Raw genomic sequence first — 24,922 nt, 5'->3', positions numbered from 1 at the left:
GAACCGGGGGCAGGCGATGACGCAAGGGAGAGGAATATGGCTGCATCGCAGCAGGGCATGACGGCAGGCGATCCGGCAGCGATCATCGATTCCGGGCCGATGTCGGGCTATCAATGGTCGATCGTCGCGACGATGGTCGCGCTGAACGCGCTCGATGGCTTCGACGTCATGTCGATCAGCTTCGCCTCGCCCGGCATTTCTGCCGCCTGGGGCATCGATCGCGGCGTGCTGGGGCTGGTGCTGTCGATGGAACTGGTCGGCATGGCGCTGGGATCGCTGACCCTGGGGCGGCTCGCCGATACCGCGGGGCGGCGCAACACCATTTTGCTGTGCCTGGCGCTGATGACCGTCGGGATGCTCGGCGCGGCGAGCGCGGGCGGCGTGGTCACGCTTTCGGCCTGGCGCGTGCTCACCGGCCTGGGCATCGGCGGCATGCTCGCGGCGATCAACGCGGCGGCGGCCGAGGCAGCGAATGCGCGCTATAGGCCGCTGGCGGTGGTCATCATGGCGGGCGGCTATCCCGTCGGTACGGTGCTGGGCGGGCTGGCGGCAACCCAGTTGCTCCAGCATTTCGATTGGCCATCGGTCTTCCTGTTCGGTGCGGCCTGGTCCGCGCTGATGATCGCGGTCACCTGGTGGCGGGTGCCCGAATCGATTGCCTATCTCGCCAGCCGTCAGCCCGAGGGCGCGCTGGAGCGGATCAACCGGACCCTGCAGACGATGGGGCACCGGACCGTCGAAAGCTTGCCGGCAGGCGGCGCCCAGACGGGCAGGGTGCCCTTGTCGCGGCTGTTCGCGCCCGAATGGATCAAGGTGACGGCCGCGATGACGCTCGCCTATCTCGGCCATATCATGACCTTCTATTTCGTCATGAAATGGATTCCCAAGATCGTTGCCGATCTGGGCTATCCCCCGGCCGAGGCCGCGGGCGTGCTGGTCTGGGCGAGCATCGGCGGTGCGAGCGGATCGCTGGTGCTGGGCCTGCTGACGCTGCGCCTGCCGGTGCGCGGCCTGACCATCGCGGCGATGCTGGTATCGTGCGTGCTGGTCGTGATCTTCGGCATGGGCCAGCCGGATCTGGCGCGGCTGTCGATGGTTGCGGCCGCTGCCGGTTTCGTGACCAATGCCGGTGTCGTCGGGCTCTATGCGCTGGTGGCGACCGGCTTCCCGGTCGCGCTACGCGCCTCGGCGACCGGTTTCGTCATCGGCGTAGGGCGCGGCGGATCGGCACTCGCCCCCGCGCTCGCGGGCCTGCTGTTCGCGCTGGGCTATGGCCTGCCGGTGGTCGCGCTGCTGATGAGCCTCGGCTCCGTCCTCGCCGCCGGTGCACTGCTGATCGGAAAGAATCAGGCGGCCTGATACCGGCTGGTCCGTCCCCGGCCTAGAAATCGTAGGTCAGGGACGCCTTGAAGGTACGCGGGGCGCCCAGTTGCAGGTCGGGCCGGAAGCTGTCGAAGGCCGAGGCCCAATAGTCGGCATCGGCAATGTTATCCACATTGAAGCGGAAGGTCAGCGGCTTGCCGGCAAGCACCGTCACATAGCGCGCGCCCAGATCGACACGGGTCCAATCCTGCAGGAACAGGGTATTGCCGATATTGGCTGCCTGTTCGCCAGTATGCACCACACGCCCGGTCAGGGTCAGTGCGGGGATGAAGGGCACATCCCATTCGACATTGGCGTTGAGCGTATATTCGGGCACGCCCACCGCCTGTGCGCCATCGCTGACGCCATTCTGGGTCCGGCGCAGCTTGGCGTCGATCACCGATCCGCCGCCGATCAGACGCAGCCCCTCGGTCAGTTCGCCCGCGACGGTGAATTCGATGCCGCGATGACGCTGGATGCCGAACGGGCCGAATTCCAGAGCACCGGCATTGTCCGGGTCGGGCCGCAGGATCGCGGTTTCGCGGTCGATCTGGAACAGCGCCAGTGACAGATCGATCGCGCCAAGCCTGAGCTTTCCGCCGACTTCATATTGTTCGGAGACGAACGGCGGGAGGATATCGCCCGCATTGCTGACCGGCAGAGCCGCGCCGCCCGAGGGATTCGCACCGGTCAGCGGTGCCGCAGCGCCCTGGACCAGTCCCTCGATGCGGTTGGCGTAGAGCGACAGGTTTTCGGTCGGCTTGATCACCAGCCCGAAGACGGGCGTTACCTTGTCCTCGTCATATTCGCTGACCAGCGCGCCGGTGGCGTTGGAATAGGATTTGGCGTTGATCACCTGCAGCCGGAGACCCGCGGTGAAGAGAATGCGGTCATCCCAGAAACCGATCGTATCCGAGAAGAAGGCGCTGGCCAGCCGGGTGCGCGAGATCGGGAAGGGATCGTCCAGATCGCCGCCGACAAAGGTCACCCGGGTCGAGGGGGTGACTTCCACCGGAGCGTAGAGATTGTTGCGCTGCGCAGATATGTCGAAGAACCGGAAAGCGTTGCGGTTGACCAGCCAGTTCATCGATCCGCCGAAATTGAACTCGTGGCTAATGCCGCCGCCGCTCAGCTTCGCGCGCGCGCCGATGGTCGCGGCCTCGTTATTGTCGGTGCGCGGGATGAACGAGCTGCTGACCGTGATGTCGCCGTTCAGGTTGACCAGGGTCGGGGTGCTGTAAACGCCCTCTTCCGATCCATCGCGCGCGCCGAATGCGGCATAGACCATGACATCCTTGGCGACGTCATATTCCATGCGGAACTGCCCGAAAATGTCCCGCAGCGTCGTGTACTGCCAGGGCTGGCCGAAATTGGTGCCCGCATCGGGCGCATCGGGGATGGCCGTCAGCGTGTTGACGCGCAGCTTGGGGCGGAAATGCGACACCTTGACCCGCTGATAGGCAAGGTCGAGCATCGCGCGGAACGGACCCGAATTGTAATCGATGGCCGCTCCGAGCAGATAGCTGCTGCGAAATTCGTCGTCGATCGAGGCATCGCCCGCGCGCGCGGTGCCATTGATGCGGATGCCCCACTCGCCGTTCCTGCCGAAGCGCCGTCCGACATCGAACCCACCGCCGACATGCTCAGGCCCGGTAATGCCGATCGTCGCGCGGGTGATCGGGTCGGCGGTGGCGCGCTTGGGGATCAGGTTGACGCTGCCGCCGATGCCGGTGCCTCCGGGCGCTGCGCCATTGAGGAACGCGCTGGCACCGTTCAGGACCTGCACCGATTCATATAATTCCGGCGCGACAAGCTGCCGCGGGGTGATGCCGTACAGTCCGTCAAAGCCGATATCGTCACCCGCCAGCGCGAAGCCACGGATGACGAACAGTTCGCCCGCGATGCCGAAACCGGTGGTGGTGCGGATGGTGGGGTCGTTCTCCAGCACCTGGCCCAGGGTCTGCGGTTGCTGGTTGAGGATCAGCGCGGCGTTGTAGCTGCGGATCGCGAACGGGATGTCCGCTGCATCCTTGTCGCCGAGCACCCCGGCACTGCCTTTCAGTTCGACGCCCGACTGGTTCTGGCGCTGGGCGGTGACGATGATCGTTTCCCTGTCCTCTGCCTCCTGCTGCTGCGCCAGGGCGGGGCTGGCGAGGCCAATCGCTCCGAGCGCGGTGGCGGCAAGCAGGGCAGGGCGGAACGAGAAACTCTTCACGGCTTGAATTCCTTGGATTGAGAAGTGCAAAGATCAGGTGCGGCGCGTGCGCATCGCCCAGAAGACGGCGGCAACCGGCGCGCTGAGCGCGGCCCAGGAAGCGGCATCGCGCCAGCCATCCCCGGTGAGCGCGACGACAAGCCCCGCAAGGCCGATGCCGAAAATGGCGAGCGGCCAGGCGAAGATGGCGCGGAGCGATCGCGGGCGGGTCATTCGGCGGGCTCGGCAATGGCGGCTGGCGACCGGGCTTGCGCGGGGCTGCTCGTCCGGCCCCTGGCCAACCAGAGATAAAGGCCCGTACCCAGCACATGCATGGTGAACAGCGTCAGCGCGGCCCAGAGCAGCTTGAGCGGCAGGCCGCCATAGTCGCCGAAATGCAGCGGCCGTGACAGCGATAGCGCCTGATAATACCAGGGCATCTGCCGGGCGTCGGTAAAGCGGCCGGTCTCCGCGTCGATCAGCGCCGGGGTCAGCAAACGCTCGGTCAGCGGACTGTCGCCTTGAAAGAACACGGCATAATGGTGGTTGGAGCTGAACGTGCCGCCGGGAAAGGCAATGAATTGCGGGTTGTTGTCCGGCAGCTTGGCACGCGCCGCCGCCATCGCCGTGTCGAGCGAGCCATAGCGCGCAGGATCGAGCGGCTCGCGCCCGGCATATTCGCGCGTCATCGCGGCGAGTTCGTTGGCCTTCCACAGTTTCTCGATCGGCACCGCGAAGGCGTTGATCACTCCCGTCAGTCCGACCACCAGCATCCAGGCCAGCCCGACAATCCCCAGCAGATTATGGTAGTCGAGCCATTTGGTGCGGGCGCTGCGGCTGCTGCGCAGCGCGCCGAAGTCCAGCTTGCGCATGAACGGCGCATAGAGAACCACGCCCGAGACCAGGGCCGCGACAAAGGCGATGCCCATCACGCCCAGAAACAGCATGCCGGGCAGGCCAAGGAACATGTCGGTGTGCAATTTCAGCAGGAAGTGCATCACGCCGCCGTCGCTTTCCGCCACCTTGCCGATCAGCTTGCCGGTCGAGCGGTCGAACGACTGGATCGTCATGTCCGCCGCTGGGGAATCGGGGCGCGGCCCAGTGGTGATCGTCATCGACGGCTGGTCGTTGTCGAATGCCATGTAGAGCGGCACTTCGCCCGGCCGATTGGCGAGCGCCCGCGCCAGCATGTCGTCCAGCGACAGCAGGCCCTTGCTCGTGCCCGACGAGCCGATGCCGGGCATCCCGAACACCGGCTGCTCCTCGGTCAGATAATCGATCTCGTCATGGAAGATCAGCGGCAGTCCCGTGATGCACAGCATCAGCAGGAATGCGGTGCACGCCAGGCTCGTCCATTTGTGCACGATGGCCCAGGTCCTGATCGAGGAGCGGGTCATGGTCTGTCCGCGAAGCCTGTTACGACGTCCGCATCATGTTCGTCACAGTGCACAAGCATCGCCAATCCCGATTCCATCGGGCTCGGGAGCTATCGCAACGGGCATATTTCGTCAATGATAATCATTCGCATTTATTAAGCAAAAATCGATTGCGAATATCACGCAGAAGCGGCGAGCTATGGTCCGGCCCAAGGAGTCAGGCGTCGCAGGCTTTTCCGAGCAGTGCTAGCGCACCGGTTCTTCAAACCCCACGAACACGGCGGCCTCATCGACCGACTTGCGCGTTGAAACCACCGCGTTCGCCGGGAAGCTCTCGTCCGGCCACCCCAGGGCGATGCTCTTCATGATCACCTGATCGTCCGCGATCCCCGCATGTTCGCGCACGACGGGGGACTGCATGATGCCCTGGCTGTTGATGACCGTGCCGAGCCCGCGCGACCATGCCGCGTTGACCAGGGCCGTCGCGACAGCGCCGCAATCGAACGGAGTATCGTCGCTGCCGTCCAGTTCGCGATCATAGGTGATGATGATGCACACCGGTGCATCGAACTGACGGAAGCCGCGCAGGACCCAGTCCTGGCGGGCATCTGCGTCGTCGCGCGCGATGCCCATCGCGGAAAACAGCTGCTTGGCGACCCCGATCTGCCGGTCGCGATGCGGTCCGGCAAAGGGCTTGCCGGTGCGGAATTCGCGCGACTGCGGCACGCCGGCGATCATCCTCTCGGTATTGCCCTGCCGGATCCGGTCGAGCGGTTCGCCGGTAATCACGTAGAAATTCCACGGCTGGGTGTTCATCGAAGATGGGGCGCGCATCGCGATCCGCAGGATCTCCTCGATCAGAGCGCGCGGCACCGGATCCGGTTTGTATCCACGGATGCTGCGGCGACCCAGAACGACCTCGTCAAAATGCATGCAGGCTCCTTTGAATGCAAAGCCTGTTCATGAACCAAGCTGGGCGGCGTGGAAAGCCCGGTTTCGGGACCTCGAGCCGAGGAATTCACTCCCGATACGGTCATCTGCTCGGAAGCCCTCGAACCTGGCTTCGGACCTGTCTGCAAAGATTATGCAGGGCTTTGTGCGAGAACCGGCTATGGCTGGTACGGTCGTCCTCCTGAAGCGATAGGTCTGTTCGTGCGATCCGATACCGGCAAGCGTGTCCTGCTGCTCCACAATGCCAAATCGCGTCAGGGCGAGGCTGCACTCGGGCCGGTGCGCGCGCGGCTGGAAGCGGCGGGCCTCTCGGTCATTGTCGAGCCCTTCGCCAACCTGGCCGAAATCGCGCGGGACATCTCCCGGCTGCATCAATCGGCCGATATCATCGTGGTGTGCGGCGGAGATGGATCGATCTCGTCGGCAGCCCCGGCGGTGATAGAGAGCGGGCTGCCGCTGGGCATCATTCCGGCCGGAACCGCCAACGACCTTGCCCGGACGCTGTCCATCCCGCTCGATTTTGCTGCCGCCGCAGACGTGATCGTCGCCGGGCACACACGGCAGATCGATGTCGGGATGGTCAACGGCCATGCCTTTTTCAACGTCGCCAGCATCGGCCTCAGCAGCGATCTGGCGCAGAAGCTCGATCCTGCGATCAAGAAGCGCTTCGGGCGGCTGGGCTATGCGGTCGCCGCGCTGCGGATCCTGGCCGGGGCACGGCGCTTTCGCGCGAGGATCATCGAGAAAGGCAGCGGGATCAGGGTTAAGACCTATCAGATCGCGATCGGCAACGGGCGTCTTTACGGGGGTGGCAATGTCGTCGAACAGACCGCCGCGATCGATGATGGGTCGCTGGACCTGTACAGTCTGGAGATGCGCAACCTTTGGAAGCTCGCCTTGATGGTGCGCGCCTTCCGCACGGGTACGCATGGCGCCTGGAAAGAGGTGAGGACCGCCCGCTGCGTCGAGTTCGATATCGAGACGCGGCGCCCCATGCCGATCAACACCGACGGGGAAATCGTCACCGCGACGCCAGCGCATTTCAAGGTTCTGCCCGGCGCGATTACTGTCCTCGCTCCTGCAGCGGTCGCCAGGCAAGGCGTGGCTTTACGCCTGTTTCATCGCTGAACCCCAGTCAGGGGCTGTCTGATCGCGGCGATGAGTGGCGGAGGGAAAGGACTCATCCTCTAACTCTCTGATAAGCCATGGCGAATCGCCCATAACACCCGCCCACTTCCAAGCATTTCCTCGTATGCGCAGCTTTACGCAGTTCGCAAACGCGAGTGGCCAGCCGCGCTCATGCGGACATTTCACGTAGCCCTGCTCACCATTGCGCAACAATCTGACTGGTTTGTGCAAAGAATAGCGCTCACGAGTGAATCCAGGAGAATCGTGGCGAATTGCTTCGTAAATCTTGGAGGGAAAGGACTCTTCGACAAACTCGCTCGGAGTATGCCCCACATCGCGCCAGCATGCCCTCGTATTCGTAGGTGAATCTTCGCTTTCGAGGAACTTCTCTGTTCAAGACGAGACGCGGCAAAGCCCCGGTTTTGTGGTTCCCGCCAGTATTACCTTGATAGTGTTTTCCGCCCACGCCTTCGTCGTGTCGCATTCCAACTTGCCAGGACGAAAGGACACGAAAATGAAGGCAACATGCATTAACCAACTTGAACTGGCGGTGCGCTGGGGGATCAGCCATCGCACACTTGAGCGGTGGCGTTGGACTGGTGAAGGGCCGAAGTTCCTCAAAGTGGGCGGCCGGGTGGTCTATCGCCTGTCCGACGTCGAGGAATACGAGCAGTCGATTATCCGTTCCAGCACCTCCGACCCTGGCCAGGCTCAGCAAGCCGACGCTTGACCGAGCTGGATGATGGCGGCCTCACCTGCGCCTGGGGGCCGTCATCATCAGCCGAAACACTCCATCAGCCATCCGACCAAATACAAGAAAACTGGGTCAAATCAGACTTCTTTTGGTTTACTCCTGCTTGTGTCGGTGAGATATTGGATGCTTGAATCATGCTGGCTGAAAGGGCCGCACCATGTCCGATCGCTGGGTCTCCGTGGAGGAGATCGCTGAATATCTCGGTGTCAGCAAAGACACGGTCTACGGCTGGATCGCGAAGAAGGACATGCCGGCCCACAAAGTCGGGAGGCTTTGGAAGTTCAAAACCGACGAAGTTGATGACTGGGTGAGGCACGGGAAAGCATCGGACGATCAAAAGGAAGGCGAGGCGGCCGAGGCCGATTCACAGAAGGGGGCAAATGCGGGGGGAGAGAAAGCTGATGGCTGATGTCGCGTGCGTCGACTTGTTCTGTGGAGCCGGCGGGCTTACGCATGGCCTGATCTCGGAGGGCGTTCGGGTCGTCGCGGGCATTGACGTCGATGAAGCCTGCCGCCACCCATTTGAAGCCAATAACGCAGCGCGCTTCATCAAGGAGGACGTGGGTCGCCTTGCTCCCAAGCGCCTCAACGAGTTGTTCGGCGACGCCGAAATCCGGGTGCTGGCCGGGTGCGCCCCCTGCCAGCCATTTTCCACCTACGCCCAGCGCTACGATGTCGTTGGAAGCCCTCGATGGGGTCTTCTCTATCAGTTCGGGCGGCTGATCAAAGCTACGCGTCCCGACCTGGTCACTATGGAGAATGTGCCTTCGGTGGCCAAACACACTGTGTTCGATGACTTCGTCGAGACTCTCCAGAAATCGGGGTACCACGTCCACCAAGCGATAGTCGATTGCTCCCTTTACGGATTGCCGCAGAACCGGCGGCGCATGGTGCTATTGGCCTCTAGACTCGGGCCAATTGAGCTGTTCGCCCCGACACACAGTTGCCCGAAGACCGTGCGCGAGGCGATCGGCATCCTCGCGCCGATCGCTCAGGGAGAAGCCCATCCCAAGGATGTGCTGCATGCCGCATCAAAGCTCTCAGACCTAAATCTTCAAAGAATTCGCGCCTCTCGACCGGGTGGAACATGGCGAGACTGGCCAAAACATCTCATTGCCGACTGCCACCGGCGTGAGACGGGGCGTACCTATCCGGGCGTCTATGGCCGGATGGTATGGGATGAACCCGCACCGACCTTGACCACCCAGTTCTACGGATTCGGGAACGGTCGGTTTGGACACCCCGAGCAGGACCGAGCCATCTCTCTGCGAGAAGGCGCAATTCTTCAAGGCTTCCCCAAGTCCTATTCCTTCATACCCGACGGGGCCCCCGTTCATTTCAAGGCCTTGGGTCGGATGATTGGAAACGCCGTTCCGGTCACTCTGGGCGAGGTGATCGGCCGGAGCATCGCTGACCATCTGGGGATCGAGGTCCAGAAGGCGAAGAGAAAGAAGAAGGGAGCCGTGGCGGATGACGCGCGTAAGTCCCTCGTCGCATGACGCCAGTCGTCGCATGGCTCGCGTGCGACAGAAGGGCACGCGTGCGGAGATCGACCTCCGCAGGGCTCTGCATGCCAAGGGGCTGCGTTATCGCCTCCACGTTCCGCTCCTGACTAAGCCCAGGCGCGTCGCCGATATCGTTTTCCCCAGCGCGAGATTGGCCGTGTTCGTCGACGGATGCTTTTGGCACGGCTGCCCCGAGCACGCATCCTGGCCGAAGAGCAACGCCGATTTCTGGCGGGAGAAGATCGAAACCAATCGATCCAGGGATGCCGATACCGATCGGCGGCTGACTGCTCTCGGTTGGGAGACGGTTCGGATCTGGGAACACGAAGACGCCACCCAAGCCGCGAACCGTATCGCCGCACTCGTCGACGCGCGCAGAAAGAACAGGGCCCATCTATGTCGATGATCGCAGATGAATTAGTGGCCGAGGTCGCCCACGCCACTGCTCCTGAGCCGGGCCAGCTAGTCGAGGCTCGCCGCCGCCAATGGATCGTCTCCGAGGTCGAAGGCGGTTCGGTTGCCCCTGGACTTCCTAAGCGGCATCTCGTTCGGCTGGCCTCGATCGATGAGGATGCGCTGGGTGAAGAGATCGAAGTACTCTGGGAGCTGGAGCCCGGAGCGCATGTGATCGAGCGAGCCGGACTACCGCGCATGACCGGGCTGGATGACCCCTCCACGCTTCAAGCCTTCTTGGATGCGGTGGTTTGGGGGGCTGCGACGAACGCGGATCGCGGCTATCTGCAGGCGCCATTCCGCAGCGGTGTCAGCATCGAGGACTATCAGCTGGATCCGCTCGTGCGCGCGATCGACATGGCGCGCACAAATCTTCTGATCGCCGACGACGTCGGCCTCGGGAAAACCATTGAGGCCGGGCTCGTCGTTCAAGAGATGCTCCTGCGTCACCGCGCCCGCACGGTCCTGGTGCTCTGCCCTGCCTCGTTGCAGGAAAAGTGGCGCGTCGAGATGCAGGAGAAGTTCGGACTCGAGTTCCGGATCGTCGATACGGACTACGTCAAGCGTCTGCGCCGTGAGCGAGGTCTCCACGCCAATCCGTGGAAGTCTTTTCCTCGTCTCATCACGTCGATGGACTGGGCCAAGCAGGGTGAAGGCTTGCGTCTTCTGCGTGACGCATTGCCCCCGCACGTCAGCCATCCCAGGAAGTTCGACCTGCTGATCATCGACGAGGCTCACAACGTCGCGCCGACCGTCGGCCGCTACGCTGTCGAAAGCCTCAGGACCCGTCTGGTTCGTCTGGCCGCGCCACACTTCCAGCACAAACTGTTTCTCACAGCCACGCCGCACGACGGTTACACCGAGTCCTTCACCGCGCTCCTTGAACTTCTCGATGATCAGCGGTTTGCGAGAAACGTCCTCCCCAGCGACCCTCAGCTCGCCCGAGTGATGGTCCGTCGGCTGAAGAGCGATCTGGTCGATGCGAACGGCGAGCGCATTTACCCCGAACGGCGGCTCGAGGCGCTGCCGGTGGAGTATGGCGAGGACGAGAGGGACGCCAGGCGGGAGCTGGAGGCATACATCAAGAGCCGCGAAGGCGGAGCTGATGGAGGGCGAGCCGTCGATCACTTCGTGCACCAGTTGCTGCGCAAGCGCCTGTCATCGTCACCTGCAGCCTTCGCAGCGACACTGGAGCGGCATATCGCGACGATCGAAGGTCGGGCGGCTAGCGATCGCAGCCAGAAGAAATTCGATGACCGCATCCTTCGGCGGGCGATAGCGAAGACCGAGGAAGACTACGCAGACGACGCACAGCGGGATGCCGCCGAGGCTGAAGCGATCGAGGAAGCGGGCAAGCATGTCCGGCCACCGACCGACGAAGAACGCCGGATGCTCGACCGATTGCGATCCTGGGCCCAACAGGCGGCTCGTCGGGCCGATGCCAAGGCCACTGCCGTGCTGGGTTGGCTGGCCAGTCACCTGAAGGACGGTGACAGGTGGACGAACGAGCGGGTGATCCTGTTCACCGAGTATCGCGCCACTCAGCAATGGATGCAGGAGATCCTCGCATCTCACGGCTTCGGGGGCGAGCGATTGGCTCTCATCTATGGCGGCATGGACCCGAAAGAACGCGAGGGCGTGAAAGCCGCGTTCCAGGCCAACCCCTCGGAATCCCCGGTGAGGATACTGCTGGCGACCGATGCCGCCTCCGAGGGCATCGATCTCCAGAACCACTGCCACCTGATGATCCACCTCGAAATTCCGTACAACCCGAATGTGATGGAGCAGCGGAACGGCCGCATCGACCGCCATGGGCAACGCGCCAGCGAGGTCGTCATCTGGCACCCGGTGGATGCCGAGGGTGGCCACGGCGACGATATCCTGCGCGCGCTTCGCAAACTGGATGCGATGCGCGCCGACATGGGGAGCGTGAACCCGGTCATCGCGCCTCAACTGCCAGACCTCCTCGAGGGGCGCCGCCGCGATCTCGACACGAGACAAGCCGAAGCCCGGATGGAGAAATCTCGCCGCTTCGTGAAGGCGGAGCGCGACCTACGTGAACGTGTGGCCAAACTCCATGAGCGGCTGAACGAGACCCGGAACGAACAAAGCCTCGTGCCCGACCACATCGAGCGGGCGGTACGCACGGCGTTGCGCCTTGCGGACAAACCCGACTTGGAGCCCGTTTCTCTGGCCGGTGCACCAGACGGCACGGTTTTTCGAATGCCGCCGCTCTCGGGTTCCTGGTCCCGATGCCTTGAGGGTCTAGAACACCCCTACACGCAGAAGGTCCGCCCGATCACCTTCGACCACGGGGTCGCCAAGGGCCGTGACGACGTCGTCCTCGTCCACCTGAACCACCGGCTCGTCCAGATGAGTCTGCGGCTCCTGCGCGCAGAGATCTGGGCCCGTGACGACGTAAAGAAGCTTCACCGCGTGACCGTCCGGTCGCTTCCGGATGGGCGCATCGAGGGACCGGCCGTGGTGGTGATGTCGCGGCTCGTCGTGACCGGCGGGAACCATCATCGTCTGCACGAGGAGCTCACGGAGGCTGGCGGCTATCTGCGGGATGCCGGTTTCCGGCGGGAGGAACGGGTCACGGAGGTCCGACGATGGCTGGAGGAGTCGCAACCCGCGGCCCTGCCGGATGCGACGTTCGACGCATTGAGGACGCGCTTCGACAAACAGCGTGATTCCGTTCTGGCAGCCGTCGAGGCACGCTCGAAAGACCGGCTACGCTTCCTCGTGAACACGATCGAGACCCGGAAGCGCAAGGAGGCCGAGGACATCCGCCAAGTCCTGGACGATCTCGAACGAGCGCTGAAGACCGAGATCGCGACGGAACAGCAACCCGTGCAGCTCTCTCTTTTCTCCGAGGACGAACGCACTCAGCTCAAGCGTGACCGAGCGGCCCTCGAAGCACGCCTGGCCCGGATCCCGATGGAGCGCGAGCAAGAGCTACGCGCGATCGAAGAACGGCACTCCAATGCCGTCGAGCATACCTTCCCCGTAGCCGTGGTGCTGCTGGTTCCGAACTCCCTCGCGACGGAGAAGCGCGGATGAGCAACGATCACGAGTGGCTAAACCTCGTCGAAGTCTCCGGGCCCTTCCTGGCGGTGCCCGTGCTGCGGGATGTCTTCCCGCAAGGCCTCGAAGCTTTGCCTTCCGGGCGGCCTCAGCGGCTTCGTCGGACCTATGAGGAATGGCGCGATGCCGTCGACATGGACGACCTCGACCTTCCAGCGCTGCACGCGGCCTGGATCGACGACGTGCTGGTCACCGCGCTGGAAATGGATGAGACGGTGCTGCGCAGGGGCGCGAGACTGCCTGAGAAGCTGACTGTCTCAATGCCCGAACACGGGGTCACGGTCGCGCCCGATCTGGCGGTCGTGAATCCAACGAACTCCGACGAACCGCTTCTGCTCATCCACGTCTACGAGCCCGACACCGATCTCGACGCGACGCGCCGTTTCGATGGCCTCGCGATCACCCCGGGCGACCGGATGGTCGCTCTGCTCCGGGCTACAGGATGCCCCACTGGCATCGTCACCAATGGCGAGCGCTGGATGCTCGTCCACGCGCCCTTCGGCGCCGTTGCAGGCTTCGCGAGCTGGTATGCGCGCCTCTGGGGCCAGGAACCGGAAACGCTGCGCGCCTTCGTCAGCCTTCTGGGCATCCGCCGCTTCTTCGGACCCGACGAGGGCAAGCTGCCTGCGCTCTATGAGCGTTCTCTGAAGCACCAGGACGACGTGACGGAGGCGCTCGGAGAACAGGTCCGGCGCGCCGTTGAAGTGCTCGTCCAGGCGCTCGACCGCGCCGATCAGGATCGCAATCGCGAACTCCTGCGCGACGTCGATCCGCGAGAGCTCTACGAGGCTGGTTTGACGGTCATGATGCGGCTCGTCTTCCTGCTATCGGCCGAGGAACGCGCCCTGCTGTTGCTCGGCGATCCCCGCTACGACTCCTTCTACGCCATCTCCAGCCTGCGAATGCAGCTGCGGGCAGATTCCGAAGAGATCCTCGAGCGTCGCCGGTCCGCTTGGTCGCGTCTGCTCGCCCTGTTTCGCGGCGTCTACGGCGGGATCGATCATCCGACGCTGCGCCTTCCAGCACTCGGTGGTTCACTGTTCGATCCCGATCGCTACCCCTTCCTCGAAGGGCGAAAGAAGGGCACGAGCTGGCGCAGTGATCCGGCCGAACCGCTGCCGATCGACGACCGCACCGTTCTGCTGCTGTTGGAAGCGATCCAGACCTTCGAAGGCCGCACATTGTCCTACCGCGCACTCGACGTGGAGCAGATCGGGCACGTCTATGAGGGTCTCCTCGAACGCACGGTGAAGCGCGTCGACGACGTCACGCTGGAACTCGACAGCGGCGCGAAGGCCAAGAGCCCGCGCGTGACGCTCGGCGAGATCGAGTCGGCGCGCCTGGATGGTCCGGCGAGGGTTGCTGAACTGCTGAAGGAACGGAGCGAACGCTCGGAGTCCGCCATCCGCAACGCCCACGAGCGGGCAGCCGACGATCGTCTCGCCGCGCGCCTACTCACCGTTTGCCGCGGCGACATCGGTCTGCGCGACCGCATCCTGCCCTACGCGCCCCTCCTGCGGACCGACCCCTGGGGCTATCCTCTCGTGCACCACAAGGGCGCTTTCGTCGTCGTGCTCGGCGCCGACCGGCGCGACAGCGGCACACACTACACGCCCAAGAGCCTGACGGAAAAAATCGTCGAAGAGACGCTGACGCCCGTCGCCTATCGCGGTCCGGCCGAGGGCAAGGTGCCCGAGGACTGGGAGCTGAAGAGCGCCGAGGAGCTGCTCGACCTGAAGATCTGCGATCCTGCCATGGGATCCGGAGCGTTCCTGGTACAGGCGTGCCGCTGGCTCTCCGACCGGCTGGTCGAGGCTTGGTCGGTGACGGAGGCTCGCGGCAAGCAAATCGACAGCGAAGGGCGCATCGTCGAAGATGCCACCGCCGAGGGCTTCGATCCTCTGTCGCAGGACGCAGAGGAGCGCGTCATTGTCGCCCGCCGCCTCGTCGCTGAGCGGTGCCTCTACGGTGTGGACAAGAACCCGCTAGCCGTGGAGCTGGCCAAGCTCTCGCTCTGGCTTACCACCATGTCGAAAGGGCGGCCGTTCGGCTTCCTCGACCACAATCTCCGTAGCGGTGACAGCCTTCTCGGCATTCACGATATCGGTCAGCTGGTCGAGCTCGACATGAGCCCGAAGGGAAAGACTCAGCTTCGACTATTCGGTCGGACGATCCGGTTAGCGATCGACAAGGCACTCGAACTTCGCGCGCGTCTGCGGGATATCCCCATTCGCGACATAAAGGATGTCGAAGCGATGGCGGCACTCGACACGCAATCGCGCGGCGAGCTGGCACTGCCGACGCTCATTGCCGATGCGTTCGTCGGCATTATTCTGGCTGAAGATCGGGCTGGAGAACGGACAGCCAGGATCGAGACGCTGGCTGCATTCGCCGACGCCATGGTAAGTGGCGAAAACTCAAAGAAAGATAGGCTCCGGCGCGATGCATCAACTGACTTGGCAAAAGACTCCCTAGACAGCACCGCGCGGCACCCATTCCATTGGCCGCTTGAATTTCCAGAGGTCTTTGACCGAGAAAATGGAGGTTTTGACGCCATCGTCGGGAACCCACCGTTCTTGGGCAATCGCTTGTGGAAGGGAGCTTTGGGCGAACGGTTCCAATGGCAGTGCCAACTGGTTCTCGGAGTCTCTCCCGCAAAAATCGACCTTTGTGTCGTCTTTCACCGACGCGCTGCCGATCTCATGAGGCGAGGAGGCAGCTACGGCCTGCTTGCTACGAGCAACATCGCAGAAGGCAGTGCGATCGTCCTTGGGCTCGGAGAGATAGTCAAGCGAGGTAGTATCTACTTCGCAAGAAAGGGAATGCCATGGCCGGGCACAGCTGCCGTCGTCGTTGCAGTTGTCGGGTTCTTCAAGGGCGAGTGGAACGGACGGAACGATGCAGACGGCCATGATTGTGATCGCATCGGACCTCGCCTTGAGCCAGAAGAAGCAAATAGCTGGGCACCCGTCGCGCTGTCGGACGGGATATTCAGCTTCGAGGGTGTGAATAACAGCAAGGGACTGGCGTTCGTTATCACCCCGGACCATCCTTGGTTCGAACGCCTGAAGGATGAACCAAACAGTCTGTTAAGGCCCTACGTCACCGGCGATGACATCACCAGTTCGGCCTTGAATGACGTAGCGCGGTGGGCGCTTGATATTGCCGATCGTGAACTCGACGACATCCAACGCGATTGGCCTGAGGCTTATCAATTCATTACTGAGGTCGTGCAACCGACCCGGACGCCAGAAGCCTTGAAAAGCTACAAAGGTCTTATCGATCGTTGGTGGCAGTTCTGGAATCACCGCGCTGACTTGATGCGCAGGATTCGCCAGAGAGAAAGGTTCATCGCATATTCCAAGGTGACCAAACATCCCATCTGCATGCTGGCTCCCTCAGATTGGATCTACACCAACAAGGTGGTTTTGATCGGCATCGAAAGGGATGATTTATTTCCTATATGCCTGAGCACCCCATTCCGATCATGGCTTGAAGACTACAGCGGCGCAGGCTTAGGAGTAACCCTTCAGCTATCCATCAGCGAATCGATAGCAAAGTTTCCGCTGCCGAGCGGGGCGGTGTCGCAAGAGGGAGTCGATGCGGCCCTTCGCTTCAACGACATCGCCGTCGCTTGGAGCGCGGACCATCAATGCGGCCTCACCGATCTCATGAACGCGGTTCATTCGCCCGACAACGATGATCCTCGAATTGCAGAACTCAGGGTGCTTTTCGAGACCCTAGATAGGCATGTGGCAGCAGCTTTTGGCTGGGCCGATCTGGACGTCAGTTATGACTTCCATGAAGTGAATGCATCTTCTGGTAGCGCACAGTGGCGCTATTCGCTCAGCGAAGAAATCCGAGAAGAGCTGCTTCGAAGACTCGTCGCCCTCAACAAAGCTCAACATGAGGAAGAAATCGCCAAGCGAGCCGACGCTGGAAAGTCCGGGTCGGGCAAGGCGCGCGGGCGCCGCAGAAGAAATAGTGAAACGCCGGATTTTACGCTCGACCTCGACGATGTTCTCTTAAAAATTGATGATAGGGGTGCTTGACGATGGCCGATCTGACCACGACTACCGAACCATCTGTCAGCGCCTGGATCGTCAAGCGGACGTCCAACGCGCCCCGCTATTCCGTCCGTATCGACGTGGGGTCGACCACTCACGGCGCAATCGAAGAGAGCCACTGGGTCGTCGCACTGGACGATGGTGGCAGCGTCTCCGAGGTGGGCCGTATCCTTCGCATCCGCTCGGACCTCGACGGCGCCACGATCCATTTCGACCATTGGCAGACCGTCGAACCGTCCGTGCCGCTCGCCGTCCTCGGCTTGACCGCGCCGACCGGCCCTGTTGTGCGGCTCCCATGGGACGAGTTCCTCCGCATCCTACCGCTGCTCGGCGTTCCTGACCCCGGCACAGTGCCGCTGATCGACGATGTCGTCTACACCCGCGACCTCCTGGAACTCGCCGTGCGTGACGATCTGCTCGGCCCCGCCGGTGGCCCCCATGAGCTGATCAAGGACATGAGCGTCCGCGACCGCTATCTGGTCGGCAAGCTGGCGCCGCGCCGGCCGGATGACGACCAGGCGGCACGAGTCGAACCAGCCTCGGCAGCCGAGGAGGCTGGCGACCTCGAGGATGAACGGACGGCGCCACTCCACGAGCCCGGCGCCGAGTTCGCCAGTGCCTCGGGCCGGGTGGAGCCCGAAGACGACGCGCTCGACGAGATCGACACGACGAACAACCAGTCGCTGGTTCCCTCCAGCATGGGCCTTACCTTCTGCGTGGCGCCCGATGTCGGGAAGCTGGCCGTCGATGCACGGTGGGGACGCTACGAGCGGGTCCCGAACGATGAACACGACATCGTCAAGACGCGAAAGAATCGCCAGACCGGTCACCAGGAGGAGGTGAAGGTCAGGGTCTGGCAGCGCATCCCGTGTGGTGGCGTCGTCACGGTTCCGCTCGTCGACGGGCCGATCAAGCCGTCCACTCCAGACCCCGATCAACCGGACGTCCGCCTGCAGGGGACGGTTCGGACGAACAACAAAGGGGAGCGCCTGGTCACTTTGTTCCTCGTCAACGGGCAGTTGGAACCCGAAGACAACAAGGACCGCGCCTGGCTGTTCCAGCCGGAGATCACCGTAGAGGCCCCCGAAGATCACGGGGACAGGTCGGTTTTTCTGCGTCGCCCCTCCAACGAAGTAGTCGTCGAAGACCCGGAACGCGACCGTCTCGCGCTCATCTATCGCAACAGGCTGGAGTTCGCGGTCGGACACGGGGTGTCCGTTCACGCCGATACGACGCCCAAGGACCCTACGAAGGCCCATCGCGTCAGAACCGAGATCATCCCGCGCTACGAAGTCGCCGTCACCGAAACGCCCGGCCTCGATCCCAGGGACCGCCCTGCCATGCGGCGCATGGTCGACGAGGGCTGGCTCGACATGACGCGGCTGGCGGAGATGGCGCCGGACGCGCTGCGCGACGCTCTCTCGTGCCTCGTCGACGATTACGCCGTTTGGATCGGTGAGCAAAAGGCCCGGCTGGGGTCCGAGATCACCGGCTTCGACGATCCGGGCAAGGACGTCATTCAGCGCTGCGAGGAGATCCTGCGCCGCCTCCGAGAGGGCATGGACACTCTCTTCGCCGACCCGAAAGCGATGGAGGCGTTCCGCTTTGCCAACCGGTCCATGGCGATGCAGCGTGTCCGAAGCATCTACGCTCTGAAGCGCAGACGGAACGAAGCCGTCGACGTGAGCACTTTGGACGTGCCGAAGAACAGATCGTGGCGCCCGTTCCAGCTTGCGTTCCTGCTCCTGTCGATCCCGTCTCTCGCCGATCCGACACACCCGGACCGGACGAAGCCGGTCGAGGCGTTCGCCGATCTCCTCTGGTTCCCGACGGGTGGTGGCAAGACCGAGGCCTACCTCGGTGTGGCGGCCTTCGCCATGGCCATGCGCCGACTGAAGAATGATCTCGGCGGCCTCGACGCATCACGCGGTCTCGCCGTCATCATGCGCTACACGCTGCGACTGCTTACTCTTCAGCAGTTCCAGAGGGCGACGACACTGCTCTGCGCGATGGAGGTCATCCGTCGTGCAGACGACAAGACCTGGGGCAAGGAACCTTTCACGCTCGGTCTCTGGGTCGGCAATCGCGTGACACCGGGGACGACCGAAGCGTCTCACCAGGCTGTCGAGGCCATTCGAAACAACGATCGCAACAAGGCGGGCATTGCATCGCCTGCCCAGCTGACCAGCTGCCCTTGGTGCGGTTCGGAGATCTCCGGTGGCCGCGACATCGAGGTCGACAGGATCGCCGGCCGAACGCTGATCCACTGCGGCGACAAGCTGGGCGGCTGCGATTTCTCGAAGGCGAAATCCACCGGGCAGCCTCACCCGGGGCTTCCCGTGAAAGTCGTCGATGAGGAAATCTATCACCGCCCACCAACGATGATGATCGCGACCGTCGACAAGTTCGCGATGATGGCATGGCGTCCCGAGGTGCGGAACCTTTTCGGCCGCGTCGAGCAGGAGTGCGCACGCCATGGTTTGCTCTGGCCGAGCCACGACTGCGGCACGGGGCACCGAGCGAGGGGGGCATATCCGGCCGCCAGCGTGAAGCCGGTCCGCGCAATTCGGCCACCCGACCTGATCATCCAGGACGAGTTCCATCTCATCAGCGGTCCGTTGGGCACCATGGTGGGACTTTACGAAACGGCCGTCGACGAACTGAGCAGCTGGGTTCTGGGCGATACGAAGGTTCGTCCCAAGGTCGTGGCTTCCACCGCGACCGTGCGGCGAGCCGACGACCAAGTGCGCAACGTTTTCATGCGCCGCATTTCCGTGTTTCCGCCTTCCGGCCTGGACGTCGAAGACAATTTCTTCTCGGTCCAGAGACCCATCCGCGAGAAACCCGGCCGACGGTACATGGGAATCTGCGCTCCCGGCAGCTCTCGCCCTGCAGTGTTGATCAGAACCTATACGGCGTTCCTCACCGCCGCGCAGGCGCTGTTCGATCGGTTCGGCCCGGTGGCTGACCCCTATATGACCCTCGTCGGCTACTTCAACTCGCTGCGAGAGCTCGGAGGGATGAAGCGTCTGGCCGAAGACGACGTGCAAACGCGTTCCTTCCGTGTCGGTATGAGCCTGGTGGACCGACCGGGGCTCGGGCAGCGACGGGTCGAGGAAATCAGCGAACTGACATCGCGGGTCTCCAGTCAGGACATCCCGAGATACCTCGATCAGCTCGAGGTTCCTTTCGATGGCACCTTCGACCCGGCACTAGGCAAATGGGTGACCAATAGGAAGCCAGGGGAGGCCCGGCCGATCGATGCCGTTCTCGCGACGAACATGCTGTCGGTCGGTGTCGACGTGAATCGTCTCGGAGTGATGGTCGTAAACGGACAACCCAAGGGAACGGCCGAGTACATCCAGGCGACCAGCCGTGTGGGCCGAACGCCGCCAGGACTGGTGGCCACTGTGCTGACGTGGGCGCGGCCTCGGGACTTGTCGCATTACGAGACCTTCGAGCATTACCACGCGACCTTCTATCAGCACGTCGAAGCTCAATCCGTCACCCCGTTCTCGCCACGGGCGTTGGACCGTGGGCTTACCGGCGCGATGCTCTCCATCATGCGTCACACCTACGATCCCTTCGCCGCAAACGACGGCGCTGGCGCCATGAACAGTCCGAGCCGCAAAGAGATGTTGGATACGATCGGCGCCGTCGCCGCTCGCACCTGGGAAGTCACCGAAGACTCGGGGAAGAAAACCCTGACCGAAGCCGAGATGAAGAGCCGCGCTGACGATTGGGCCAATGAAGCGGGCGTCGGCGGCCGCACGCTCGTCTACCAGAAGCACGGCGCAGGCCCCACCGCCTATCCGCTGCTTTCGGCGCCGGGCATCAAACCTTGGACCGATTGGACGGTCCCGATGTCCATGCGCGAAGTCGAGCCTGGTGTCAGGCTCGTGATGGAGGACGACCGTTCGACGAGTGATCCGACTTGGAGACCGCGGGTGACGCAGCCCCAGGAGGATCAGCAATGAGCAGGACACCCGTAGGAGAAATTCGACCGAGCCAGTTGCTTTGGACCTACGGCCCCGGAGCCTTGATCGACCTCCCGAACATGTCGGTGGTCACGATGGGGATCGACCGCTGGGAGAAAGACAGGTGTCAGCCGATCCAAGAGGCACGGTTGCTCGCCAACGTCCGAGGCGTGCTCGGACCCCAAGTCGAATCATTACGTATGCCGCCCGTGGGCGAAAGGGATATCACAGACCCATTTTCAGCCGCCGCGCTGATCGGCGTGCCCGTCAAACCCTTCCCGCGGTGGCTGCGCTGCGTCAAATGCGGCCTGCTATCGCCGTATGACGCCGGCTTGTTCAAGCTGAAGGAAAACAGGTATCGCCCCGAGCTGACGCGTTTCGTCCATGAGGGCTGTCGCGGATCGAATAACGATCAAAGGGCCAGGGATGCCGATGCCGTCCCGGCGCGCTTTCTCATGGCATGTCGGGCTGGCCACCTCGACGACTTTGCCTGGCACTGGTTCGTTCACGGTGGACCTAGCACCTGTCGTGCGACGCTGAGGTTCTTCGAGAGCGGCGCATCACTTCAAACCGAGAACCTGTGGGTCAAATGCGATGGCTGCGGCGCATCGAAGAACATGGCGCAGGCTTTTGGTCAGGCAGGTCGAGACAACCTTCCAGCCTGCCGAGGGCGACATCCGCACGTGGATCGCTTTGAGGACGATTGCACCGAGGAACCTCGCGCAATTCTCCTTGGCGCAACCAATAGCTGGTTCCCGGTCACACTCTCGGTTCTCGCGATCCCACAGGTGGGAAGCCCTCTGGCGCAACTGGTCGCGGATGGCTGGACGTTCTTTGAAGACGTCACTTCGGCAGCCGAAGTGGCGTTCGTCGTCAAGACCCTGAAGAAGACGGCGCAGCTGCCTGGCATCGAGCAGTTCACTGACGAGCAGATTTGGTCCGCAATCGAAACCCATCGCAATGGCGGACCGGGCGTCGAACAGAGCGACCTCAAAGGGCCGGAATGGGATGTCCTCACGGCCGAGAACCCACCCACCGACTATCCGCATTTCATGAGCAAGAAGGTGGGCGTGCCCTCGGGCTTCGGTGCAGCGATCACACGCGTTCTGCTGCTGGAGCGGCTTCGTGAGGTGAACGCCCTCCTTGGATTCACACGCGTCGAGTCTCCCGACGAAGGAACGGGAGATGAGGCAGCCCCACGGGCCCCGCTCGCACGCGCAGCACCGAACTGGGTCCCGGCCACTCAAGTTCACGGTGAAGGAATCTTCGTTCGCTTCGATGCAGATGCATTAAAGGCTTGGGCGGATAAGGATCCTGTGAAGGCTCTCGACTCTCGGCTAAGGCAAGGCCATCGCGGATGGCGGCAAAAGAGGAATCTGGACCCAAACCAAGGTTACCCGGGCGTTCGTTATGTCATGCTACACACACTCGCGCACATGCTGATACGGGAACTGGCTTTGGAGTGCGGCTACAACGCCGCGAGTATTCGTGAGCGTATATATGCAGACGTCGAGGACGGGAGGGACCAAGCCGGATTTCTCATCTACACGGCTGCAGCAGATTCCGATGGGACCCTGGGGGGACTCGTAGAGCTAGGAAAGCCTGAAAATCTCGGGCGACTTCTGCGCCAAGCGCTGGATCGCGCCCATATTTGCGCCTCCGATCCACTCTGTTCAGAACACGATCCGAGCAAGGACCAGTCACTTCACGGCGCAGCATGTCACGCCTGTTCATTCGTCTCGGAAACGTCCTGTGAGAGGGGAAATCGTCATCTCGATCGTTCCCTCGTGGTACCCACGCTTGAAAATCCCGACGCGGCATTCTTCGAGACCGTCTGATGGAAGCGATATTGGTCGCGGCCACAGACCTCGTGGCCATGTTATCTCCGTCGAGGATCGAAGCACTCGCTGATCGTGTCCGCGGCTCGATGCCGGTCGAACGAGACGGGAGCCTGCATCAGCTCGTGAGCACGCCGGCTGCTCGCGCAGCGCTTGATCGCTTGATCACCGCTTGGAAACAGACGGAAATATCAGGCGATGTGCTGGCCGGGATCTTGGTCGGCGCAGCCTTCGCCCGCCAACAGGCGCAGCGTGAGAACAGTGTCGAGCTTGTTTGGACGGGCCCGACGACACCATTCGTCGCCACCCGCCGCACGGAGCAGGTGCTCTTGGATCTCATCGGTCACGCGCAAAGTGACCTCTTTCTCGTGAGCTTCGTTGCATACGACGTCTCCTCGGTGGTCGATGCATTGAATGCTGCAAGCAGTCGCGGCATCGACATCCGAATTCTGTTGGAGACCTCCACGAGCCATGGCGGGAGCCTGTCCGTCGATCCTATTGCTACGATGCGGCGCTGTGTTCCCTCGGCAGCGCTGTATGTCTGGACCGACCGGCCGGCACCGTTCGCCGAAGGACGGGTTCACGCGAAAGTGGCCGTTGCCGACGGCAATTCAGCCTTCTTGACCAGCGCTAACCTGACTGGACACGCGTTGGAGAAGAATATGGAGGCCGGCGTTGTGATCAGCGGTGGACACGTCCCCGCAGGACTGCGTGCCCATCTTCATGCTCTAATCGAGACTAAGGTCATTCGGAAAATCTAGAATCAGACTCGGCAACTGCGCGCCTGGTCCCGCATAACGCTATAGTCGGCGAGCATTTCGGCGAGAGCCGATCCCTCCGGCAGCAGATCGAGCTCGTCGGCTGCGCGTGCCTGGAACTCGCGGCTATACTCGACAACCGGTGGGCAGACGGTGGCCATGCGAGGTTCAGAAGTGGCCGTTGCGCAGGCGGTCAGCGAGATCGTCGCGATCGCGAGGACGGCGAGCCGCAGCGTCGAGCATCTGGCGTTGGACGTCATTGGCCTTCTCCGAGGTTTCGAGGCGTTCTGCCAGCCGACCGGCGCGCTCACCGGAGCGCCGGAGTGCCAGCAAGAACAGGAGAACGGTGACCACGATCGCGCCGTAGCGCAGGGCCGCCCGCATCCACGGGGCGGCGGCGATCCCGGTGAACAGAGCAGCAATCATCGACGCCCCCGCTTCCAGTCGTCGATGCGGGCGTAGATCGTCACGGCAAGGCCCGCGAGCGCCACGGCGATGAACACCCAGCGCAAGGTGTCGAGATAGGGGACGAGCGGCAGGATCGCGGTCTGGGTTTCCGCCAGGACGTTCTGCGCCACCTCGACACCCGCTGCGCCCAGCGTGGCCACGCCTGCTGCGCCGCTGCCCTTCATCGTGCGACTGTCGGCCAAAACCTCCCGCACGGGCGCCGTTTCCAGGGCGAACGCGGTTGCCCGCACCGGGAAACGCTCGCCCCATTGCCGAGCCGGGCCGAGATCGATGTGCATGAAGCCCGAGCGCGGATAGTAGCCGAAGCCGAGGAAGCCGACGGCTCGGGCAGCGGCCTCGAAGGCGACCGGATCGTGGTTCGCCATGGCAATGTCGAAGGCTGTACCGTCCATGTGCTTCGAGCGCGGCGCGCCGCCGACGGCCCGGTTGTGCGCCGGACTGCGGTAGGCCGAACGGACGATGAGCGGCTTGCCAAGCCGATCGCGCAACGCCTGGAGCTTGTCGAGCGCTTCCTCGTTTATCCGCAGGGAGCCGCTGCCCCGGCAGGCGATCTCAGCGGGGGAAAAATCCTTCCAGCGCCACGAGCGATCGGGCACGTCGCGCCAGTGTTTGTAGGTCATTGTCGTCATGGCAGGTCTCCAGGCACAAAAAAGCCCGCTCCTCGGCGAGGGCGGGCGGTGGTCTGATAAGTCGGGCGGATGGCTTAAGGCGTCGGCCCGAAGAGCTTCAGCTTGATGGCGATGCCGGCCATCAGGGCGAGCAGGACGCCGGTGGTGATCAGCCGCACCGCAGTCTGTACGGCCGTCCGTTTCGCGAGGCGGAAACCCGCGAGCAACGAGCGAAGATCGCGGATGTCCTCGGCCGCATCCTGGCCATCAAGGCCGACCTCATGCAGGGCGCGCCGCGCGCCCGTCTCGGCAGCCCGCTCCAGCAGGGCTTCAAACTCTGCGGCCGGCAGCGCGATGAGCGCACCGCTGTCTGGTTCCTTGTACATGACGCAATCC

19 protein-coding genes are annotated in these 24,922 nt (G+C 63.0%); 11 read left to right on the top strand and 8 right to left on the bottom strand.

The features are described from left to right. The first annotated feature begins 36 nt into the window (after positions 1–36). Positions 37–1,359 (top strand): MFS transporter, encoded by a 1,323-nt coding sequence (locus FG486_RS03035; RefSeq protein ID WP_241695567.1) that lies wholly within the window; start codon positions 37–39, stop codon positions 1,357–1,359. A 22-nt stretch (positions 1,360–1,381) separates the two neighbouring features. On the opposite strand, the gene FG486_RS03030 is transcribed toward FG486_RS03035, so the two are convergent. The 4 genes from FG486_RS03030 to FG486_RS03015 form a co-directional block, all read right to left on the bottom strand. Further along, entirely contained in the window at positions 1,382–3,577 is a 2,196-nt protein-coding gene (locus FG486_RS03030; protein ID WP_338401572.1) for a TonB-dependent receptor, read from the bottom strand. A 33-nt stretch (positions 3,578–3,610) separates the two neighbouring features. Continuing rightward, on the bottom strand, positions 3,611–3,790 hold the full coding sequence (locus FG486_RS03025) for a hypothetical protein (protein WP_066274424.1): 180 nt from the start codon (positions 3,788–3,790) through the stop codon (positions 3,611–3,613). Then, positions 3,787–4,953: a PepSY-associated TM helix domain-containing protein gene (locus FG486_RS03020; protein ID WP_181266394.1), complete on the bottom strand. Its 1,167-nt coding sequence runs from the start codon at positions 4,951–4,953 to the stop codon at positions 3,787–3,789. The genes FG486_RS03025 and FG486_RS03020 overlap by 4 nt, the downstream gene beginning before the upstream one ends. Positions 4,954–5,178: 225 nt before the next feature. Continuing rightward, positions 5,179–5,865 (bottom strand): nitroreductase, encoded by a 687-nt coding sequence (locus FG486_RS03015; RefSeq protein ID WP_066274418.1) that lies wholly within the window; start codon positions 5,863–5,865, stop codon positions 5,179–5,181. Between the two features lie 219 nt (positions 5,866–6,084). Between FG486_RS03015 and FG486_RS03010 the strand changes: the two genes are divergently transcribed. From FG486_RS03010 to drmC, 10 genes are all read left to right on the top strand, one after another. Further along, on the top strand, positions 6,085–7,011 hold the full coding sequence (locus tag FG486_RS03010) for a lipid kinase (RefSeq protein ID WP_181266393.1): 927 nt from the start codon (positions 6,085–6,087) through the stop codon (positions 7,009–7,011). A 514-nt stretch (positions 7,012–7,525) separates the two neighbouring features. Further along, positions 7,526–7,741 (top strand): helix-turn-helix transcriptional regulator, encoded by a 216-nt coding sequence (locus FG486_RS03005; RefSeq protein WP_181266392.1) that lies wholly within the window; start codon positions 7,526–7,528, stop codon positions 7,739–7,741. A gap of 181 nt (positions 7,742–7,922) precedes the next feature. Then, entirely contained in the window at positions 7,923–8,174 is a 252-nt protein-coding gene (gene mads1, locus FG486_RS03000; protein ID WP_089412781.1) for a methylation-associated defense system helix-turn-helix domain-containing protein MAD1, read from the top strand. Further along, positions 8,167–9,264, top strand: a complete 1,098-nt coding sequence (locus tag FG486_RS02995) for a DNA cytosine methyltransferase (RefSeq protein ID WP_181266391.1) — start codon at positions 8,167–8,169, stop codon at positions 9,262–9,264. Before mads1 ends, FG486_RS02995 begins: the two co-directional genes overlap by 8 nt. Beyond that, positions 9,236–9,676 (top strand): very short patch repair endonuclease, encoded by a 441-nt coding sequence (locus FG486_RS02990; protein ID WP_206678361.1) that lies wholly within the window; start codon positions 9,236–9,238, stop codon positions 9,674–9,676. The genes FG486_RS02995 and FG486_RS02990 overlap by 29 nt, the downstream gene beginning before the upstream one ends. Continuing rightward, positions 9,667–12,786 carry a DISARM system SNF2-like helicase DrmD gene (drmD, locus tag FG486_RS02985; protein ID WP_241695566.1) on the top strand — a complete coding sequence of 1,040 codons (3,120 nt, stop codon included), beginning with the start codon at positions 9,667–9,669 and terminating at the stop codon, positions 12,784–12,786. The genes FG486_RS02990 and drmD overlap by 10 nt, the downstream gene beginning before the upstream one ends. Further along, positions 12,783–16,862 (top strand): Eco57I restriction-modification methylase domain-containing protein, encoded by a 4,080-nt coding sequence (locus FG486_RS02980; RefSeq protein ID WP_181266390.1) that lies wholly within the window; start codon positions 12,783–12,785, stop codon positions 16,860–16,862. The genes drmD and FG486_RS02980 overlap by 4 nt, the downstream gene beginning before the upstream one ends. A gap of 2 nt (positions 16,863–16,864) precedes the next feature. Further along, entirely contained in the window at positions 16,865–20,854 is a 3,990-nt protein-coding gene (drmA, locus tag FG486_RS02975; RefSeq protein WP_206678360.1) for a DISARM system helicase DrmA, read from the top strand. Beyond that, the gene (gene drmB, locus FG486_RS02970) at positions 20,851–22,692 is read left to right on the top strand and encodes a DUF1998 domain-containing protein (RefSeq protein WP_181266389.1); all 1,842 of its coding nucleotides are present in this window, start codon (positions 20,851–20,853) and stop codon (positions 22,690–22,692) included. The genes drmA and drmB overlap by 4 nt, the downstream gene beginning before the upstream one ends. Beyond that, on the top strand, positions 22,692–23,453 hold the full coding sequence (drmC, locus tag FG486_RS02965; RefSeq protein ID WP_181266388.1) for a DISARM system phospholipase D-like protein DrmC: 762 nt from the start codon (positions 22,692–22,694) through the stop codon (positions 23,451–23,453). Before drmB ends, drmC begins: the two co-directional genes overlap by 1 nt. Positions 23,454–23,455: 2 nt before the next feature. Here the strand turns inward: drmC and FG486_RS18055 are convergent, their stop codons facing one another. The 4 genes from FG486_RS18055 to FG486_RS02945 form a co-directional block, all read right to left on the bottom strand. After that, positions 23,456–23,611, bottom strand: coding sequence for a hypothetical protein (locus FG486_RS18055; protein WP_206678359.1), 156 nt, complete (start codon positions 23,609–23,611; stop codon positions 23,456–23,458). Positions 23,612–23,618: 7 nt separating this feature from the next. Further along, complete coding sequence (locus tag FG486_RS02955) at positions 23,619–23,876, bottom strand: hypothetical protein (RefSeq protein WP_181266386.1); 258 nt, start codon at positions 23,874–23,876, stop codon at positions 23,619–23,621. Next, positions 23,873–24,547: a YcbK family protein gene (locus FG486_RS02950; protein ID WP_181266385.1), complete on the bottom strand. Its 675-nt coding sequence runs from the start codon at positions 24,545–24,547 to the stop codon at positions 23,873–23,875. The genes FG486_RS02955 and FG486_RS02950 overlap by 4 nt, the downstream gene beginning before the upstream one ends. Before the next feature lie 74 nt (positions 24,548–24,621). Further along, the gene (locus FG486_RS02945; RefSeq protein ID WP_181266384.1) at positions 24,622–24,912 is read right to left on the bottom strand and encodes a DUF6127 family protein; all 291 of its coding nucleotides are present in this window, start codon (positions 24,910–24,912) and stop codon (positions 24,622–24,624) included. Positions 24,913–24,922: the final 10 nt, after the last annotated feature.

The organism is Blastomonas ursincola, from assembly GCF_013607875.1.
In the GTDB taxonomy this organism is placed as follows: Bacteria; Pseudomonadota; Alphaproteobacteria; order Sphingomonadales; family Sphingomonadaceae; genus Blastomonas; species Blastomonas ursincola.
The sequence above is the reverse complement of the archived record's forward strand: the minus strand, read 5'-3'. Positions and strand labels throughout refer to the sequence as shown.